At 47.1% G+C, this 17,633-nt stretch carries 20 protein-coding genes; 8 read left to right on the forward strand and 12 right to left on the reverse strand.

The genetic code is table 11. The features are described from left to right. Positions 1-32: 32 nt before the first annotated feature. The 5 genes from AC5JL3_RS00005 to AC5JL3_RS00025 all read right to left on the reverse strand — a co-directional run bounded on the left by AC5JL3_RS00005 (position 33) and on the right by AC5JL3_RS00025 (position 4,532). Complete coding sequence (locus AC5JL3_RS00005; protein WP_496072540.1) at positions 33-290, reverse strand: hydroxymethylglutaryl-CoA lyase-like TIM-barrel protein; 258 nt, start codon at positions 288-290, stop codon at positions 33-35. 12 nt (positions 291-302) lie between these two features. Further along, on the reverse strand, positions 303-698 hold the full coding sequence (locus AC5JL3_RS00010) for an ACT domain-containing protein (RefSeq protein WP_496072541.1): 396 nt from the start codon (positions 696-698) through the stop codon (positions 303-305). Between the two features lie 145 nt (positions 699-843). Further along, complete coding sequence (locus AC5JL3_RS00015) at positions 844-2,094, reverse strand: S-layer homology domain-containing protein (protein WP_496072542.1); 1,251 nt, start codon at positions 2,092-2,094, stop codon at positions 844-846. A 337-nt stretch (positions 2,095-2,431) separates the two neighbouring features. Next, the gene (locus tag AC5JL3_RS00020; RefSeq protein ID WP_496072543.1) at positions 2,432-2,854 is read right to left on the reverse strand and encodes a tellurite resistance TerB family protein; all 423 of its coding nucleotides are present in this window, start codon (positions 2,852-2,854) and stop codon (positions 2,432-2,434) included. A 286-nt stretch (positions 2,855-3,140) separates the two neighbouring features. Beyond that, positions 3,141-4,532 (reverse strand): 16S rRNA (cytosine(967)-C(5))-methyltransferase, encoded by a 1,392-nt coding sequence (locus AC5JL3_RS00025; protein ID WP_496072544.1) that lies wholly within the window; start codon positions 4,530-4,532, stop codon positions 3,141-3,143. 332 nt (positions 4,533-4,864) lie between these two features. Between AC5JL3_RS00025 and AC5JL3_RS00030 the strand changes: the two genes are divergently transcribed. From AC5JL3_RS00030 to AC5JL3_RS00040, 3 genes are all read left to right on the forward strand, one after another. Beyond that, entirely contained in the window at positions 4,865-5,221 is a 357-nt protein-coding gene (locus AC5JL3_RS00030) for a hypothetical protein (RefSeq protein WP_496072545.1), read from the forward strand. 214 nt (positions 5,222-5,435) lie between these two features. Continuing rightward, positions 5,436-5,789: a YtxH domain-containing protein gene (locus AC5JL3_RS00035; RefSeq protein ID WP_192222372.1), complete on the forward strand. Its 354-nt coding sequence runs from the start codon at positions 5,436-5,438 to the stop codon at positions 5,787-5,789. 11 nt (positions 5,790-5,800) lie between these two features. After that, a complete protein-coding gene (locus AC5JL3_RS00040) occupies positions 5,801-6,403 on the forward strand; it encodes a DUF948 domain-containing protein (RefSeq protein WP_496072546.1) in 603 nt (200 codons plus the stop codon). A gap of 287 nt (positions 6,404-6,690) precedes the next feature. On the opposite strand, the gene AC5JL3_RS00045 is transcribed toward AC5JL3_RS00040, so the two are convergent. The 6 genes from AC5JL3_RS00045 to AC5JL3_RS00070 all read right to left on the reverse strand — a co-directional run bounded on the left by AC5JL3_RS00045 (position 6,691) and on the right by AC5JL3_RS00070 (position 10,620). Next, positions 6,691-7,182: a Uma2 family endonuclease gene (locus tag AC5JL3_RS00045; protein ID WP_496072628.1), complete on the reverse strand. Its 492-nt coding sequence runs from the start codon at positions 7,180-7,182 to the stop codon at positions 6,691-6,693. 88 nt (positions 7,183-7,270) lie between these two features. After that, a complete protein-coding gene (locus AC5JL3_RS00050; RefSeq protein ID WP_192222438.1) occupies positions 7,271-7,693 on the reverse strand; it encodes an FHA domain-containing protein in 423 nt (140 codons plus the stop codon). Between the two features lie 249 nt (positions 7,694-7,942). Next, positions 7,943-8,170 carry a hypothetical protein gene (locus tag AC5JL3_RS00055; protein WP_496072547.1) on the reverse strand — a complete coding sequence of 76 codons (228 nt, stop codon included), beginning with the start codon at positions 8,168-8,170 and terminating at the stop codon, positions 7,943-7,945. Positions 8,171-8,462: 292 nt separating this feature from the next. Further along, a complete protein-coding gene (locus AC5JL3_RS00060; protein WP_496072548.1) occupies positions 8,463-9,344 on the reverse strand; it encodes a double zinc ribbon and FHA domain-containing protein in 882 nt (293 codons plus the stop codon). Positions 9,345-9,431: 87 nt separating this feature from the next. After that, the gene (pgl, locus tag AC5JL3_RS00065) at positions 9,432-10,154 is read right to left on the reverse strand and encodes a 6-phosphogluconolactonase (RefSeq protein WP_496072549.1); all 723 of its coding nucleotides are present in this window, start codon (positions 10,152-10,154) and stop codon (positions 9,432-9,434) included. 343 nt (positions 10,155-10,497) lie between these two features. Then, positions 10,498-10,620 carry a hypothetical protein gene (locus AC5JL3_RS00070; RefSeq protein WP_277927628.1) on the reverse strand — a complete coding sequence of 41 codons (123 nt, stop codon included), beginning with the start codon at positions 10,618-10,620 and terminating at the stop codon, positions 10,498-10,500. 45 nt (positions 10,621-10,665) lie between these two features. Between AC5JL3_RS00070 and hpsJ-B the strand changes: the two genes are divergently transcribed. The 5 genes from hpsJ-B (at position 10,666) to ftsY (ending at position 16,401) form a co-directional block, all read left to right on the forward strand. After that, positions 10,666-11,421, forward strand: coding sequence for a hormogonium polysaccharide biosynthesis protein HpsJ (gene hpsJ-B / locus AC5JL3_RS00075; protein WP_192222377.1), 756 nt, complete (start codon positions 10,666-10,668; stop codon positions 11,419-11,421). A 158-nt stretch (positions 11,422-11,579) separates the two neighbouring features. Next, entirely contained in the window at positions 11,580-12,458 is an 879-nt protein-coding gene (locus tag AC5JL3_RS00080; RefSeq protein WP_496072550.1) for a glycosyltransferase family 2 protein, read from the forward strand. 495 nt (positions 12,459-12,953) lie between these two features. After that, on the forward strand, positions 12,954-13,682 hold the full coding sequence (locus tag AC5JL3_RS00085) for a DUF502 domain-containing protein (RefSeq protein ID WP_496072551.1): 729 nt from the start codon (positions 12,954-12,956) through the stop codon (positions 13,680-13,682). 81 nt (positions 13,683-13,763) lie between these two features. After that, positions 13,764-14,393 carry a transcription antitermination factor NusB gene (nusB, locus tag AC5JL3_RS00090; protein WP_496072552.1) on the forward strand — a complete coding sequence of 210 codons (630 nt, stop codon included), beginning with the start codon at positions 13,764-13,766 and terminating at the stop codon, positions 14,391-14,393. Between the two features lie 58 nt (positions 14,394-14,451). Further along, positions 14,452-16,401 carry a signal recognition particle-docking protein FtsY gene (gene ftsY / locus AC5JL3_RS00095; protein ID WP_496072553.1) on the forward strand — a complete coding sequence of 650 codons (1,950 nt, stop codon included), beginning with the start codon at positions 14,452-14,454 and terminating at the stop codon, positions 16,399-16,401. Positions 16,402-16,489: 88 nt separating this feature from the next. On the opposite strand, the gene AC5JL3_RS00100 is transcribed toward ftsY, so the two are convergent. Continuing rightward, complete coding sequence (locus tag AC5JL3_RS00100) at positions 16,490-17,578, reverse strand: acyl-CoA dehydrogenase family protein (RefSeq protein WP_496072554.1); 1,089 nt, start codon at positions 17,576-17,578, stop codon at positions 16,490-16,492. Positions 17,579-17,633: the final 55 nt, after the last annotated feature.

The following is a 17,633-nucleotide window of genomic DNA, read 5'->3' on the forward strand; positions in this document are numbered from 1 at the left end:
AGGGCTACCCAGAGGCCGCTTGAACTGGTGGGTTATTTCTGCTGCGCTGCACTAGACAATCCGCAAATTGTAGCTTCTTTGACATTTTTAGAAATCATTGAGATTTCATCAAAATCCTTCCTAAAAGCTCCCGGATACCCTACTTCAATCACATCAACACGCATCTGATTTAGAAGCTCAGCGATACTCATCTTTTGGTCAGCATTCATTTTGATACCAGGCATCAGTTCTCCATCCCGCATTGTGGTATCAAAAATAATGACTTTTGACTCTGTATATTCGTTATGCATAATACTGCCTCGTTATATCGACAATTCAGCGAGTGCTTCCATTGCAGCGTTTGCCTTTTCTGTAGGTACAAACAAATGATCGTGGTAATAGGCTGCAACTGGATTGACACTGATGCCATACTCAGCAAGTTTTCCCGTTATTGCGGCTAGAAAACCTACGGCATTCAGATTGGAATGTACAGATAAAGTAATCATCCGAGAGATATATTCGTACTGCAACCCCAGATTATCTGCTTGTTCTCGTTTCAGAATTAAAGTCAGCCCTTCATCTTCCTGAAACTGGCCAATAGGTTGAACAGCCAATTCATTAAAACGTTCAGGAGATAAAGTACAAAACACAAACTCTCCGTCCCGCAGGACAGGCTTCATAGATTTAAGCAGAACATCAAGATCAGTTTCACCCAGCATGGAATTTACAATCTATTCAATTGAATTACAATCGAGTCCCTAATCATACTTGGTTACAGAAGCGATATAAAAATAAATTAGGGGCACGGTATACCGTACCCCCATATTTAGTTACGACTTCACAACTTGTCGTTATTTACCCAATCTATCGAGGGGTAATCACCAAGTTAGAGCCTAATCTGAGGTCTAGGTCTGTGTCAGGTTCAATCGAAATCAGGTCAACGCTGTTGCGTCCGAGGAAGGTCGAAATTAGGTTGAGTACAACACCTGCACCACCACCAATCAAGAGTTCTTCAGTAGCGATCGCCCGGTCACCTGTGACGGCTGCGATCGCGGCAGCAGCGGCTGTACCTAATGCCGCATTCTTCACAAGATTGCCAACATTAATGCCCTTGCGAACAGTTTCAGTCGTGGTGATCACCTGAGATGTGGCGTTGATTGGCATCTGCTGGCTACCCATCACCAATGTTTGGGCGACAAACTGAGCACCACCTTGGGCAGGACGTAACTCACCAATAACCTCACTTCCGGCAGGAATCAGGACTCTACCATCAGCCGTAGTGATATTAGCATCCACTGTCAGGGTTAGTGGTACAGTTTCCTCGTTTGTGATGAGAATTTTTTCTCTTTCATACTGCACAGGAATAGAAGTCCCGGAAGGAATCGTCACAGGGCCAGTTACTACTGGTGTCTGATTAACGGCATAGGGCGAGTTGATCGCTACCGCTTCCCCTTCTTTGACCAATGCTTGGTAGATGAAAGCAGCTACTTCTGCACGAGTTGCATTGCGAGTTGGATTCAGAGTCGAGAGGTTGGGGTAGTTCACCACCAACTGATTTTCTGTTGCCGCCGCAATTGGATCGCGAGCGAAGTTAGAAATCCTAGAAGCGTCGTTGTAGATATTCAGAACACTGGATGTTGCTGTGCTAGAAGAGTAATCTAGTCCATTTGCAAGCGCAACTAAGACTTGTTCACGGGGAATATTTTGCTCTGGTCTAAAAACGTTACCAGGGTAACCTGCCATGAAGCCAGTTGTGTAGGCAGTTTGAATGGCGGAAGCTGCCCAGTAGTTTGAGCGGACATCAACGAAATTGGTATTACCGCGAACAGATGGCTGATCGAAGGATTCATTCGCTTTACGCAGCATCGCCGCGAACTGGGCACGGGTTACTGGTGCATCAGGGCGGAATGTGCCATCAGGGAATCCAGCGATAATCTGCCGTTCTGACAGTTCTGAAATAAAATCCTCTGCCCAGTAGTTTGATGAGACATCACTAAAACCGCTTGCTTGTGCAAAAGCAGGGGCAGTTGACACGAGAGGGGCAAGGGTTCCAGTGGTGATTCCGAGCGCTAGGAAAGCGGCGGTTCCTGCTTGCCAGCGAGAGAAGTTAGACATTGAAGGCGTTCTCCAAAAACAATTGCGTTGTTAAGTAATCAGACCTGAGATGGCGTTAAATGTTCCTAGAACTTACTAGCTAAACTTTTTAGTGGCTCACACTGCAAAATGCTCAATTACAGCAGTTTTTACCTAAGTTGTTATGAACAACCTCAAGGTAAAAGACGCTAGTTCCACTTCATTAGTTGCTAAGTAAAAGAAAATAGTTTCCTGAATCAAGGGACTTCACCAAATCATCAAAATTCGAGGCTGGGGGATTGCTGTTGTCATCCCCAATCCAACCCCAATCAGCGGGGATGGGATAAAGGTCTTGGTCTCCGTAGAAGAATTTAAATTGTTAAGCTTGTTTATCTATCCATCGGTGGTAAAGTTTTTGAATCGCTTTGAGGACGTTGTTTTGCCCCGACTTTTGTGCAGTATTCGATGGATCGAGAAGCTGCAAGCGAGTCAAGAGTTTAGCTTCCTCTGTGGCAACATCGCCATCGCTGTAAATTAAAGCGCTGAGGGATTCAATCAGCCGCTCGTAATCTTCCGAACTTGGGCGATCGCCTAAATATTCTTTCACCCAGGTATAACACTCATCAGGGAGAACGGCTCTGAGTTCGTACAACAAGGGCTGAATCTCTGGGTCGTCAGCAACGCCTGATTGTGTTGCCACTCGCTTGAGATACTCCCGCTCCTCTGGCTGAACTTTGCCGTCAATCCAAGCCGCACCAATCAGAATCTTGACTAATTGTTTAACACTAGAGTTTGCAACCATGATTTTTCTTTAACTAACTAAGTGCCCCTCTATCTATAACAGAACACTGAAACGGGTTACGGAAATCACAGGTTAAAGTTAGCAAACGTTGATTTCTCAACGCTTCAGCTTTTTGATACAACAAATACCATGCCAAGAGGCACAGTTAAATATAGAGCTTCTCGTTTGAGTGAAATAAGAGACCTAACCCCCAACCCCTTCCCTGCAAGGAAAAGGGGGTAAGCCTATCTCAAGATTAGGAGAGAGGTTGGAGAGGTCAAAGTGTATTGCCTCCAATTGCAAACCGCTATAAAACCCTCTCCTCCCCACTCCCTAGTTTTAGACGCACCATGAAGAAGCCATCCATTTGATAGCGGTGAGACCAAACTTTCATCCAGCCTTGTGGTGTGGTGAAATTAGTAAGGGGTGAATCAGCCAGTGGTGGCTCAATTTGCCAGGAAGAGTGACGCTCAAGAAAGCTTTGAATTACCCTTTCATTCTCCTGGGGATGCAGTGTGCAGGTAGCATAAACGAGGATGCCTCCAGGCTTCACCCAGGTTGCTGCTTGTTCTAAGAGTTCTCCTTGCAACACTGAAAGTTCATCGACTGTTGCTGGTGTCACACGCCAACGGATATCAGGACGGCGGTGGAGTGTACCATTACCTGAACAGGGAGCGTCCAGTAAGACAGCATCGGCCGAATTGATGAACTGAGGGAAGTTGCGACTGTCGCCTGTGCAGATTTGAATGGATTGTAGTTGTAGCCGTTGGGCATTTTCTTGCACCTTTTTCAGGCGAGAAGGTTTCGTGTCACATGCCCAAATCTTACCTTCATCTCCCATTAATTCGGCAATATGGGTTGTCTTTCCTCCCGGTGCTGCACAAGCATCAATAACAACATCACCTGCTTTTGGGTTCAGGAGATGGCTTACTAACTGAGCGCTACTATCTTGAATCGTCCACCAACCTTCATTAAATCCAGGTAGCTGTTGGATTGCCCCCGTACCACCAACCACTCGTAACGCTTGGGGTAGGTGTGGCACACGACGGACATCAACGCCAGCCGATTGCATCGCGGCTTCCACTTCCTCAATTGATACCCGTAGCAGATTAACCCGAAGATCAATTGTTGGGGATTGGTTCAACCATTCACAAAGCGATTCAGCTTCTTCGATTCCCAGTTGTTCTACCCACAGCTTGATAATCCAGTCAGGAAAGCTGTGCAAGATGCCTAAACGTGCCACAGGTTCCTCTGGTAACTGTAGCGGGTCATGTGATTTTGGAGGGTTTGACTCGGCATCGGCTGAAGCTGTTGCGAGACGCTCATACTGTCGTAGTAAGCCATTCACAACACCAGCGAGTCCTTTGAACCCATTTTCTTTCGCCAGTTCAACCGTGGTATTAACGGCTGCTGAGGCAGGGATTCGTGATTGGTAGCGTAGCTGGTATAAGCCGATATGGAGGATTGTGCGGAGATCAGGGGGCTGCTGGTGGGCTTTCTTTTTGCCGAGTTGGTCAATTAAAGCGTCGAGCGATCGCCTTCGTCTGACGCTCCCATAAACGAGTTCAGTCACTAGAGAGCGGTCAGCACTATTTAATTTAGCGGTTCTCAGCACCCGATCAAGGGCGATGTCAGTATAAGCACCTCGTTTTTGGATATCTCGAAGGGCAAGAAATGCCAACTGGCGAGGATTTTGCATAGGAAGCGAGCCTTGTTGGATCAAGAACTTTAAGTTTAGAGTGGCTTATAGACTTAGAGTTGATTGATTTTATCGTCACATCAGATGGATCAAAGTATCAAAACCCTAAGCACCTAAACAAGAGAGACTGGAGTGGCTACAGAAGGATGTGGAACTGGGGATTTAGTGATATTCTTTTGCACAATGTGAACCGAGAACAGCAAGCATTTATAGAAACCTTCGGAGAGAAAGTTCTACCAGCGCTAGTTCAAGACTAAAGTAGGAGCCGTTTATAATCATCCTTTCGATTGTTCATGTTCAATTCCACCAAGAGATTGCGGAATGCCTAAAAGATGGTAACAGTTGTGGTGGTTCTTAATGTATTGATCTCGCTGCTGTGCTTCTATGCGGCTTGGCAAGTGTGGAATTTGCGGCGGACGCTAGTGGTTGTCACAGCTATTTTGATTAATGTTGAGCGCAGTGCCTATCTTGTGTTACACGGTGCCCCAAATGCAATTTCGCAGGGACAACTCGGTGTCAACGGATTGAGAGAGAGCTATCAACAACTGGATATTCAACTGCAAAAAGTTCAGCAAGTTCTAGCCCTCATCGGTTTGCTACAACGTGCTTGGCGGTCGGTTAGGCGTAGTAATTTGCGATCGCCCTCAAAACGATTACGGCGTCCACGGCGCTACAAGCGGCGATCGTGAGAGTTGCAGCCATTTAACAGTGTGGCTTGTCTCAAACAAAACAGGATTACGCTAAGGTTGCTCTAGACATCTATCCAGTATATCTGGCTGTTCAGTAGCGAGAACGAGTGGATAATGACTAGCATATTCACAACAAAGCAGAGGACTCAGAGGTTAAGTTCAATTTCTAAAGAGCAAATCTGCATAAAATTGGTGTAGCGATAGGAACCAGAAAATGTCAAAGAAAAGTGCTGGATCATTTATTGGTGGCTTGCTACTGGGTAGCGCCATCGGAACCGTGACTGGTTTACTGATTGCCCCGCGCACGGGTCGAGATACGCGGCAACTATTGAAGAAATCCGCAGACGCTTTGCCGGAGTTAGCCGAAGATCTATCGAGTAGCGTACAGCTACAAGCCGATCGCCTTTCTGAATCGGCACTGCGTAATTGGGATGGCACACTTGCTCGACTGCGAGAAGCGATCGCCGCAGGTATTGAAGCTTCTCAACGAGAGAATCTAGAACTCAGACAGTCCAAGGCGGAAGTGGTCACTGAGACTCAGCCGTCGGTTCCTGACCATAAGCTGTAGGCGAACCGTTGGTGATTGACCCTCTATTTTGGCTAGGATTGTCTATTTTGTTGGTGGCTGTCAGCTTGACTGCTGTCTTAGTTGCCGCACTGCCCGCTTTGCAGGAGTTAGCACGGGCAGCCCGTAGTGCTGAAAAGTTATTTGATACCCTCCGGCGAGAATTGCCGCCTACCTTAGAGGCAATTCGTCTCACAGGCTTAGAAATCAGTGATTTGACTGATGATGTCAGTGAAGGGGTTAAAAGCGCTGGTCAAGTGGTTAAACAAGTTGATCAAAGTCTTACTGGCGCAAAAAACCAGGCGAAGAAGGTACAGGTTAATACTCGTGGCGTTGTCGCAGGTGTCAAAGCGGCTTGGAAAACCTGGAACCGTCCCTCAACAGGGCGTAAGTCAGTTGACCGTCTTCCACCCAGCCAGAGAAAGGCTTTAGATCTACATGAGTCTGAAACCTCTGCCTCGATGACATCAGCCGACAATGTGTATCGAGAGCTTGATGCTGATCTCGATGATACCGACCAGAACACTTCTGAAACCTTCTATAAAGACATCAAGGATTCTCTTCCACAAAGGCAATACAAAGACGTGGAGCAGCCGGATGAAAGCTCAGACTATTAATCGTCAGCACGGATGCGCTCAACCATCACGAGAATTGATAGCACAATTATCAAGTCAAATCACGGCTAGAGAACGCTACAGGCTCCAAGACCCCCGCCACGGCTCTAACTCACAATATCGCCCAGCTGTCAAGGGTAAATTAGGTTTTCAGGTTATCGTGTATCTATGAAAGTTATAGCAATTCTCGGCGAGAGCGAGGTACGCAGTAGGGGCTTTGGCATTCGTGCCCTACCTGGCTAGAGAAATAATTTATTCATCAGCTAAAAAATTTGGGAATCTGCACTACCTTAAACTTCTCCAACTTCGGGTGCCGTTTCTGCATCTACCTGTTCAAGGTTCACCTTACTATAGATATCTGCCAGAGAAACTTCAAAGGATACTGAAGCTAGCGCGATCGCATCATCTGATTCATCATATTCGCAAAACGACCATCGCTTCTTATCCGTCTTAGAAAAATGTTCGATATATATCCGAGTTTGGTCGATTAACAAATATTCCTGAAATGTGGGAATCGTGCGGTATGCCTCAAACTTCTTGCTGCGATCGTATCCCTTGGTTGACGGTGACAAAACCTCGATAATCACGCTGGGATTGGTAATCGTATCTGTACGATTATTGTAATACTTCGGCGCTCCCACCACGACCATCACATTGGGATAGGTATAGATGCGCCCCTGGGGCAACCACAACCGTACATCATTCATAAACACTCGATAGTCGAGTTTTTTGAAGGCAAAACTCAGTGTAGGAAGGGGCTTCCTGCCGCTTTCTGTGAAGATTTACGCGATCGCCTAACAATCCACAAGTGCCAAAGCAATCCGTCAACTTTTCTTCGATGCCCCAGGAACGCCACACCTCTCTATCCGGTTAGTTAGTGTCTTCTGTTTCACTACTTTGGGCATCCACCAACGTCTCTTTGGATGAGTCTACATCTTTTGATCGAGCGACTCGCTTACCTAGAGCCGTCTTCAGCTTTGCCTTTGGGGTTTCTCCTTCCAGGCGAATCTGAATTTTTGGACCAGAACTGGCTAGACGAATGATCATTCCGTCTACAACCGGGATTTGGGTAATGCGCTTCCCATCTATATAAGTTCCATTGGCACCTAAGCTAACAATTTCCCATTCTGAACCTTTACGCCTTAGCTCGACATGATGACGGGAAACTACGGCGCTGTAGAGAATGACTTCGTTATCAGTTGACCGCCCAATCCGAATCAATGATTCAGTTTCAAAAGGCCAACTTTGAACAGGCACAGACTGGAGAGGATGCAGGAGGGTCAGAGTAATCACCGATGTTACATCTTTCAAAGACTTTCGTCTCACGGTCTGAGACTCTTGACACTTCCCCCACTAACTAGTAGGGGATTCTTTTCTTGGTTAACTGACGCTGTTTCTAGACTAAGTTTAAGTGGATGCAATCTCAACGTGTGAGAGTTTACCCGACTCTAATTACACAGCTACATAAAACACCTTTTTCAACCTTGATAGGCTGACAGCTGTGCCTCTTCTAGAGAACATGCTTTCAGTCCACTGACTAGACTACAACCAAGAATGCTGATACTTCGGATTGGCTTGTTGGTTCAAGCTAAACCGATTGAGGCACTCTTGAATAACTGATTGAACAGCCGTAGCTGCTCCTTGTTCAGTGACGTTGAATGCTTCGACAGTGGCTTGGGATCTGAGAACTAAAGCACTCATTACCTCCTTGCCCCTCGACAGCTTAGGACGAGAGAACAGGAGTAAGGGTGTAAGGTTCACAGTCTTCATGATTGAATTATCCAATATGTCAGGAGGTGCTGCCAGATAATCTTTGTTTTTAATACTTACTTGATAGTTGCCACTTCTGCCTAGGAGACAATTACCCTAAACCTTAAGCATTGTTCCGATGCTCATTCGGTTGGTAAAAATTAGCAACTGAATAGAAACGCCAATAATAGCTTGATTTTTAAACCAAAGCTACCTTTTAAAAACCAAGTCGGCAATTAGGTCTGACCCCTCATCCGAAGGTGTTGGGTGAGCGTCAACAGGTGTGTCGTTCACCCAACTCGTCGCCAAAGCATCAAGAACCTTGGAACAAAAATGTCACTTGGTCACCTTTACCTAAGCTAATGCGATCGCCTGTTCGCAAACGGTGCCGATTGCCCCTCGGTAGGGGGGTGTGATTGACGTAAGTACCATTAGAACTGCCAACATCTTCAAGGAAGTAGGCATCTCCCTCAACCCGGATATCCGCATGAATACGGGAAACAATCTCTGAGTTTGGAAAACCCGAAACGTCAATATCAGGTGGAATCTGGTCATTGGTCTTACCGATATGAATCACCGAGAGATTCAAGGGCAACTCAATCCGTGTATTCGTTTGGAGGTGTAAGAGGTGAGCCGACTGTACTTGTAGCTGAGTTTTGCCTAGACCTGTCGAGGTAACAGGAGGTAGGTTACTTATAGGAGGTGGTATCGGTGGCATAGGGGCACTACTACTCGTTGCCGCAGGTGGTGCCTCTGGTTCGTTGCTAACAGGAGGAGGGGGGGGCGGGAGTGTACCTAAGTCAGGAGAACTTGGGGTTCCAACTTCTGGGTTGGCTGGTTGACTGACAACAGTAGCCGGAAGTGGGAAGCCAGGGTCAGGAGTTGGTGGATTTGTCGAAATCGGCTCCGGATCGGGAAATTGAGAGCTAACAGACATAGGTTCAGGTTCAACAAGCGGGTCAGGAGCTACTAAGTCTGGCACATTAGGAAGTGGGGTTGGGGGTGCTGTATTCCCTCCTCCCGTTGAACCACTCACATTTAAATTAAAGCCACACTGACCGCAGAAGCTCGCGTCTGTCTGAACAGTTGCACCACAGTTAGGACAACTCGTGGTTGCGGGTAAAGGGGTATAACAAGCTTCACATTGGTTAGCACCGTCCGGATTTTGGTGATTGCAGTTAGGGCAGACAATCATAGAACCTCCTTGCAGCCAGAATTCATCCTCCCTATAAAAGCACAACAGACAGTTAGATTTTTAGGCATTAGTCAACGCAAAGGTAGTTTAGTGTTTTAGGTCAAGACCCGCTGAGTCATCCAAGAGCCACAAAAGCTCACCTTGGGGCTGGATTAACCGGGATGGGTAAGTCAGGGCATCAGCATCAGGGGCAAATATCTGAGCGAGGGCGGGTCGTTTACTAGCACCAGCGACCAGAAAAATCACACAGTGGGCATGATTAATCAGGGGTGCAGTAAAGGTGATGCGGGATTGACCATCTTTGTTGCCTACAGTGACAAGCCGATCTTGCACTTGTAGAGCGTCAGTATGAGGAAAGAGTGAGGCGGTATGGGCATCATCGCCAATTCCCAACAAAATTATATCTAAACAAGGAAACTCCCCCACAGATGTACCAAAGAACTCTCGCAACTCGGCTTCATGCTTCTCGGCATCCGCCGATGGCGATTCCCCAGTTGTGGGCATGGGATGAATGTTGGTAGCGGGTATGTCAACTTTGTTTAACCAAGCACTCCGTGCCATTCCCTCATTGCTATCCGGGTGGTTAGCTGGCACATAGCGTTCATCGCCCCAAAATACATGAATCTTATCCCAAGGGAGGTTTTGGTTGGCGATCGCTTCGTACAAGGGCTTTGGTGTGCCACCCCCAGCAAGCGCGATCGTACACCGACCTCGTTCCTGAATCGCTGATTGTATCTTTGAGAGGACGACTTCAAGCGATCGCGCAATCAGTGCCTCTTTATCCGGTAGAACTTCAACAACTTTGTTCATAAAACCTTTCACCCCATTTCTAATGTCTATAACCTATACAAGGCTCTATATTGTCCAAGTTTATTAATCACTGCAGAAGCTAGTTTGTCGCTTTTTGTAAGTAGTCACTGGTCACGAGTTCAGTTACAACAGACAATGAACAACGGACAAAAAATCACGTCTACTAGACCCAGCCAATAACCCGACTTAAAATGACTAGCTCGACTGAAACTTAAACCCTAATTAAGCATCATACTTGCCGTAATCTATCAACAAACGCCAAGTGATGAGCATCTTTTAGCGGCTTGTTGCTCCAAGTCGCGATCACTCTAACTCATTACCGAGTGCGAGAGTGCTGATTAGCCTAATTGCTCTCCCCTCCTTCTCCAATCCCTAGATGCACCCAATCTCGCCCCAAGGCATGAGGTACATCATCATCTATTAAGCTAGCTGTACCAGTCTTGGCGACGAGTAAGGGAGTTCGCACAGTAAAGTTGGAGATGGATCATCACATTCCTCAGAGGCATAACCCATGAAAAGTAGTGCTATATATTCTCCGTACACAGCTCTGACTCTCAAGACGGTCGGGGTGGTTATGATCGTGTCTTCTCTCTTAGACTTCATCATTTTGGCGATTCCCTTTAACCCACTAAGGACAGATTGGCAAATCGGCTTTGTCACCCAACTGGTTGACCGGGGCATCATCCCGATGGTCGGTATTGCACTTTTAGTTGTGGGGCATTGGATTGCTAATGCTAGCGGAGCTTCACCAGCAGAGCCTAGGTCTGCGGTTCAAGACTTACGATTTTGGGCGTTTATACTTGCTAGCCTGCTTGGGTTAATTTTCCTGGTACTTGTGCCGTTGCACTTCAACAATATTCGGATGCAGAGCAATCAGGCGCTTGAGCAGATCAGCAAGAAAGCGAGTACGCTTGAAACTCAATTGGACAATCAAAGTAAGCAAGTTGATGCTCTTGTCAAAGACCCTCAGAAGCTTTCAGAGCTAGACAAAGCAATTGCGAGTGGTCAAGTTCAAGGAGAGCAACTCGCTCGGCTACAGGCACTCAAGCAGCAATTACAGTCGTTTAAGCAAGACCCACAAACTCTCAATCAACAAGTTGAGCAGGCGCAGACTAAAATCCGAAGTGAGAGGTTAGCCGCTGAAAAACAAACCAGAACTGGGGCGTTGAAGTTAGGTTTAAGGACAGGCTTGAATAGCTTGCTCTTAGCGATTGGTTACATTGTCATTGGCTGGACAGGATTTCGTAGCTTGGGGAACAGCCGCTAAGTACAGGGTCCCAGAAGTTTTTACGAAGTTCCTCGCACCTTGACTATTTGTTTTTCTCGATTTTCCTGATGCCACCAGCACCACTCAGCGCTGTGATGAGTTCTCTTTGTGAGGAAGCATCTTAAACCGGACTCAATCGTTAATATGACCTACCTGAGATGTTCTCGATTTATATCCTGACCTACAACGAAGAACTCGATATTGCAGCTTGTATCGAGTCGGCGCAGCTTTCAGATGATGTTATTGTCGTAGATTCCATCAGTAGCGATCGCACTGTAGAAATTGCCGATCGCTACCCTGTACGAATCGTACAACACGCTTTTGAAAGTCACGGGCGACAGCGCACCTGGATGCTCAAAGAAGTTCCGACAAAGTATGAATGGGTCTACATCCTCGAAGCCGATGAACGGATGACCCCAGAGTTGTTTGCTGAATGTCTGGAAGCCATACAGACATCTGACTACGTGGGCTATTACGTCGCTGAGCGCGTCATGTTTATGAATCGGTGGATTCGCTACTGCACTCAATATCCCCGTTACCAGCTACGCCTGTTTCACAAGGATAAAGTCTGGTTCAGTGATTATGGTCATACCGAACGAGAAGTTTGTGATGGACAAACTGGTTTTCTGAAGGAAACCTATCCTCACTACACCTGCAGTAAGGGCTTGACACGCTGGATTGAAAAGCACAACCGCTACTCTACTGATGAAGCCGTAGAAACACTGCACCAGCTACAAGCAGGAACAGTCAACTGGCGAACGTTGTTATGGGGTCGCTCAGAAGTCGAAAGACGCCGCGCTCTTAAAGATTTGTCACTGCGCTTACCTGGACGACCGCTCGTGCGCTTTATCTATATGTACCTCTTACTAGGCGGATTCCTTGATGGCAAAGCTGGATTTACCTGGTGTACTCTACAGGCTTTTTATGAATATCTCATCTTGCTCAAGGTTTGGGAGCTAAAGCAATCCACTAAATTACCCCCAACCGATGGATCGATGCCCGCTCGTGAATTGAGAGAAATTAGTACACCATCGTAAGCTTAGAAAAATAAAAGAAATATAACAAAAACTCAGTATCTGACTTGACCAAACGTATCTGTAGGGAAATCGGCAGTGGGCGTAAGGCTCTCTGTTAAACTGTAAATTGGTATACCAGTTGTCTTTATAAGATAATTCTGCTTACTCTCGGTGTCTGGTTGGCGACACCGAACGATGTTATATGGATTCATGTTTGAAAAAAAAGTACAAAATAATATTGAAGAGAGCCGAACATCTACAGGGATATCACTACTTGCAACATTTCTTTACAAGCCTTAAAAATAAGAATAGAGTCTTCTACCACGAACACAGCTTCACTGGAGCAAGCAAGTGTGGCTTAGATGAGAACTCACCTCCAATCAACGGCAGGTCGTCCTCCTGTGCTTAGGGGTTGCTAGGGTAAGGTTTATAAGCTTGTTTATGCTTTTCTCAGCCAGTGATTGAGATGGCAATAGCAAAATTTTAAGAGCCATTGTTAAGGAGAGTCGGTGCTCTGTGATCCAACGCTTAAAGCAGGACTTCAAAAATGACCTGATTGCAGGTCTTCTCGTAGTGATTCCTCTCGCTACGACAATTTGGCTAACGATTACGATCGCTAGTTGGGTGATCAATTTTCTAACCCGTATTCCCAAGCAAATCAATCCCTACGATAACCTCCACCCAATTTTGGTCAATCTCCTAAATTTGGTGGTTGGGCTAACGGTGCCACTAATATGTATTCTGCTCATCGGCTTGATGGCACGTAATATTGCAGGGCGGTGGTTGCTAGATTTTGGAGAGCGGGTTTTGCAGGCAATTCCCTTAGCGGGTTCCGTCTATAAGACTCTCAAGCAACTGTTGGAGACAATTTTAAAGGACTCCAACGGTAAGTTTCGCCGGGTAATTTTGGTAGAGTACCCTCGCCGAGGGATTTGGGCGATCGCATTTGTCACAGGCGTGATGAGTGCTGAGATTCAATCTCAGATGTCTCGCCCAATGTTAAGCATTTTTATTCCGACAACACCAAATCCAACGACTGGCTGGTATGCAATTGTTCCGGAAGACGAAGTTGTTAACCTATCAATGTCCATAGAAGATGCCTTTAAGGTAGTCATTTCGGGTGGAATTGTTAGCCCAACAGGTTCATCTGTCCCAATTCCTCTTCAGACACCTTATAGTAAGAAACCACTAGAGCAACCTCTGCCTGAGATGAGACGTCAGGTTCTACCAACGGAAGAAAGCTGATAGTTACTAGCTACTCTTCCAATGATGGATGGCGGAACATCCTTTAAATCCTTAAACTGTGCTATTTATCCTAGACGTACCATGCAACCCCGCAGAATTGCTCGTGAACTGGCTCTTTTGAGCCTATCTCAGATGCCTAACGCCCCTGAACGGCTGGAGACGCAGCAGCTAACTAATTTAGTATTGGCAGCCGTTCGTACTCTTACCGGTGAAATTCAAGAAGCTTTAGAGACGGCAGCAGCAGAACTCAGACGAGGAAGCGATCGCTTGCTAACTAGCGAAACTCGTGCTGTTGATGTCAACAGTTCCAAAGCGATGGTAGCCGATGCGATCGAGCTAACCGAGAAAGCGATTAACCGCCTCGGAAGCGCTGTAGAAATGCCGGAAGTGATTCAACTGTCTAATCAGCAAGAAGTCCGTACCTACGCCTTAGAGCTGCTGAAAACTATCAACCGGAGACAAGCTGAGATCGATGAAATTTTGACCCAAGCACTCCAAGATTGGCAACTTCATCGTCTACCTCGAATTGACCGAGACATTTTGCGGATTGCGGTAGTAGAGATTTCATTTCTGGGTGTACCCGATCGCGTTGCGATCAACGAAGCTGTAGAACTTGCCAAACGCTACAGCGATGACGAAGGGCACCGATTTATCAATGGTGTCCTACGCCGTGTCACCGATCGCATTAAAGCGGAAGCCCGCCTACAATAGAGAATTTAGGTATCCATATAAAGAAAAATAAATTGACGCGGGTAGTCAAGTAGGTGCAATGGTTTTTAATTGGTTCCGCCGACAGATTGGTAAAGAGGGTGAGAAGCCTTTAGAGGAAACTCCCCAGGTTGAACAGGAAAAACAGGCTTCAGAGCAACCAGACGTAAAACCTGCTGAGTCAACCGAAGCGCAGACTCAAGCCGTTGCTGAAGATTATCTGAGTTGGGCGAAAGCGGCATACAAAAACATCCAGAAGCAGCAACAGTCTGTAGAACCTGAGACAACGGCGACAGAACCACCTGCCAGCGAAACGGTAGAGGAGCAAGCCCCAGAAGCCGCAATAGAGACTTCTGTTCCCTCTATAGAGGTGACAGATACCCCACAGCTAGAAGAAACCACTAAGGAGAGCGCCCCAACAGAGACGGCACAACCAACTGAAGCAGCAACACCTGAAACTCCAGCAATCCTTTCAGAACCTGAACTAGATGCTGCCGTGGCAGAAGACACGGCTTCAATAGAACCTGTGGTTACTGAAGCTGAACTAGAGGCAACGGCTACAGTAGAAGCACCAGAAATCCCAGCAGATAGCGAACCCACTGAATCTCAAGACAATTTAGTCGTACCATCTGAAGAGAGTGTAGAAACCCCAACTGCTGAAGCTCCAGTTCTAGAGGAAGAGACAGCAACATCTGAAGCCGCAACGGACTCTGGTGATGAGTCAGTGGCTGTGTCATCAGAAGAACCTGTCGTTACTACAGGTATGAATTCAGAAGCTGAGCCTGTTATAGCGGCACCTCTAGCAGTTGAGTCAGAGGCAGAATCTTCTTCTGCTTCTATCCCAATTTGGGCGCGTCAGTCTAATGCAGAACGACAAGCACGACTAGAACGCCTCAAGGCAACTGCAATTGAGATACCAGAACCTGAGCCTGTTAGGGCAGCTGTACAGCAAGCTGAACCCGCAGCAACGACGACTGTTGAAGCAGGGGAAGTACCTGGACTTGCCTTTGATGAAGGGTTCCTCTGGTCAGCCGAGGTGTTGGCAGCACAAGGGCGTCGTCCTGAAGATGTCTCCCTGGAAGAAATTAGCTGGCTCAAGCGACTGCGTCAGGGATTAGATAAAACCCGTCGTAGTTTAGTTAACCAACTCAAGGCGATTGTTGGTCAAGGCCCGTTGAATCAAGACGCCGTGATGGAGATCGAGGCGCTGCTGTTACAGGCAGACGTGGGTGTCGAGGCAACGGATTATATTATCAATACCCTGCAACAGAGATTGCGGGAGGAAGTGCTGCCACCGGAACAAGCGATCGCATATCTTAAACAAATTCTCCGAGACTTGCTGGATCGACCTTGTCAAGAGTCTTACAGCCCTAATTTTGCGCCAGAAAAAGACACACTGAATATATGGCTGATTACAGGCGTTAATGGCGCAGGAAAGACAACGACGATTGGAAAACTTGCCCACCTAGGGCAAAAATCGGGCTACCATTGCTTAATTGGGGCAGCCGATACCTTCCGGGCGGCGGCTGTGGAACAGGTGAAGGTTTGGGGACAGCGTAGTGGTACCGAGGTGATTGCCAATCCTGGAAAGAACACTGACCCTGCGGCTGTCGTCTTTGATGCGATCGCGGCGGCTCAATCTCGCGATGTAGAATTGCTCCTAGTAGACACAGCAGGGCGTCTACAAAACAAGAAAAACCTGATGGAAGAACTCGCGAAAATTCGGCGGATTGTGGACAAAAAAGCCCCCAATGCCAAGGTTGAATCTCTCCTAGTTTTGGATGCCACACTCGGTCAAAATGGTCTACGTCAGGCAGAAGTCTTCTCACAAGCAGCAAAACTCAGTGGTGTCGTTTTAACGAAACTTGATGGCACGGCAAAAGGCGGGGTTGCTCTTGCTGTCGTGCAGGAATTGGGTCTACCCATCCGGTTTATTGGCGCTGGCGAAGGCATCGAAGACCTACGTCCCTTCTCTAGCTACGAGTTTGTTGAAGCCTTACTCAACGGTTGAGGCTATCCGGCAAGGAGACTCGCCTTCTCTCAATGCCTTCGCCCACCCTGGCAACGTTTATACATGGCTGAAAGCTGACGGCTAAGCGCTACTTCCTTACTAACTGAGCCAGAGTTGCCTCCATTACTGCTGTTGTTTGTCCAGAGACAGTAAAGACCAATGCCTCGCGATAGACTCGCTGTGCAGCATGATTTTTGTAGTTAGCAGCACCACTAGAAACTGTCACTGCTGCATTTGCACATCGTAGTGCCAGGTTGATTGCCCAAGCCCGAAGTTGCACTCGTTCTTCCCAAGGCTGGGAGTCTGGAGACAAAGCCAGCATCATCGCTTCATCGCAGTGAGTAACTTCTGCGTGAAGAGACTCAAACGCTTGTTTGAGAAAGGGAAGCGGCTTCTTAGAGTAAGTTGTTTCTAAGATATCCAGTCCTGCTCTGGCACACCCCAAAGCAAAAAAACCATGATGAATTACGTTCTTCTTGTCGTTCTCATGAATCGCGCCTGCTGGCTTGACAAAAACTATACGTTCTTGGGGTAAAAACCATTGAGTCAGAGTAGCTGTAACGGTCTTTGTTGATGCCATTGCAGCGAGTTGCATTGGTTCAGAGTAGCTAATTGCTCCACCAGTATCTTGGAACGTTTCAACAAATGGCATCAGCCCGTAGACTGCCCGACCATCAGGTAGTGCTGCGCCAACGATAAAATCTTGAAAGAATCTAAAACCTGTTACCCAAGGCACCTCTCCCTCTAACTGATAGCCACCTTCTACGGGAATTGCTTTTACAAGTGGGTCACCTGTTCGACGCAGTTGGGAGAAGCCGACACCTACTAGCTTCTGCCCATTGCCCATATAGGGGAGGTACTGCCGCTTCAAGGATTCATTTTCACTGCTAGTAAGTAGTTCGGCAGCACTCTGATGTTGAGTTTGGAGGAATGCCAAAGCGCCTGAATAGCGTGGCACCAACTGCTGAAAGCGGCGATACGTTGCTTCGCTAACTTGTGTCCCTCCCCAAGATGTAGGAACCCGTAGCGCCAGTAAAATGCGATCGCCCATACCTCGCAGGGCATCTTTCAAAAGCGCTGAATCACTATCAATCTCTGATGCCAAGGGCGCTACTGACTCTCGTAAATAAGATTCAGCGAGGTCTAGTAGTGCTTGTTGGTCATCCTTATGAGACACGGAAGACAATCATGTGAAGGGTTGATTACATCGGTTGACCAGATGCCACATTAGT

The sequence above is a fragment of the Symplocastrum torsivum genome (assembly GCF_059505465.1).

Excerpts from the sequence above, each read along its gene's own strand:
- AC5JL3_RS00010 (WP_496072541.1), bottom strand. The coding sequence starts at position 698 with ATGCTGGGTGAAACTGATCTTGATGTTCTGCTTAAATCTATGAAGCCT.
- AC5JL3_RS00025 (WP_496072544.1), bottom strand. The coding sequence starts at position 4,532 with ATGCAAAATCCTCGCCAGTTGGCATTTCTTGCCCTTCGAGATATCCAA.
- AC5JL3_RS00015 (WP_496072542.1), bottom strand. The coding sequence starts at position 2,094 with ATGTCTAACTTCTCTCGCTGGCAAGCAGGAACCGCCGCTTTCCTAGCG.
- AC5JL3_RS00055 (WP_496072547.1), bottom strand. The coding sequence starts at position 8,170 with ATGAAGACTGTGAACCTTACACCCTTACTCCTGTTCTCTCGTCCTAAG.
- nusB (WP_496072552.1), top strand. The coding sequence starts at position 13,764 with ATGCAACCCCGCAGAATTGCTCGTGAACTGGCTCTTTTGAGCCTATCT.
- hpsJ-B (WP_192222377.1), top strand. The coding sequence starts at position 10,666 with ATGAAAAGTAGTGCTATATATTCTCCGTACACAGCTCTGACTCTCAAG.
- AC5JL3_RS00030 (WP_496072545.1), top strand. The coding sequence starts at position 4,865 with ATGGTAACAGTTGTGGTGGTTCTTAATGTATTGATCTCGCTGCTGTGC.
- AC5JL3_RS00060 (WP_496072548.1), bottom strand. The coding sequence starts at position 9,344 with ATGATTGTCTGCCCTAACTGCAATCACCAAAATCCGGACGGTGCTAAC.
- AC5JL3_RS00080 (WP_496072550.1), top strand. The coding sequence starts at position 11,580 with ATGTTCTCGATTTATATCCTGACCTACAACGAAGAACTCGATATTGCA.
- AC5JL3_RS00005 (WP_496072540.1), bottom strand. The coding sequence starts at position 290 with ATGCATAACGAATATACAGAGTCAAAAGTCATTATTTTTGATACCACA.
- AC5JL3_RS00020 (WP_496072543.1), bottom strand. The coding sequence starts at position 2,854 with ATGGTTGCAAACTCTAGTGTTAAACAATTAGTCAAGATTCTGATTGGT.
- ftsY (WP_496072553.1), top strand. The coding sequence starts at position 14,452 with ATGGTTTTTAATTGGTTCCGCCGACAGATTGGTAAAGAGGGTGAGAAG.
- AC5JL3_RS00035 (WP_192222372.1), top strand. The coding sequence starts at position 5,436 with ATGTCAAAGAAAAGTGCTGGATCATTTATTGGTGGCTTGCTACTGGGT.
- pgl (WP_496072549.1), bottom strand. The coding sequence starts at position 10,154 with ATGAACAAAGTTGTTGAAGTTCTACCGGATAAAGAGGCACTGATTGCG.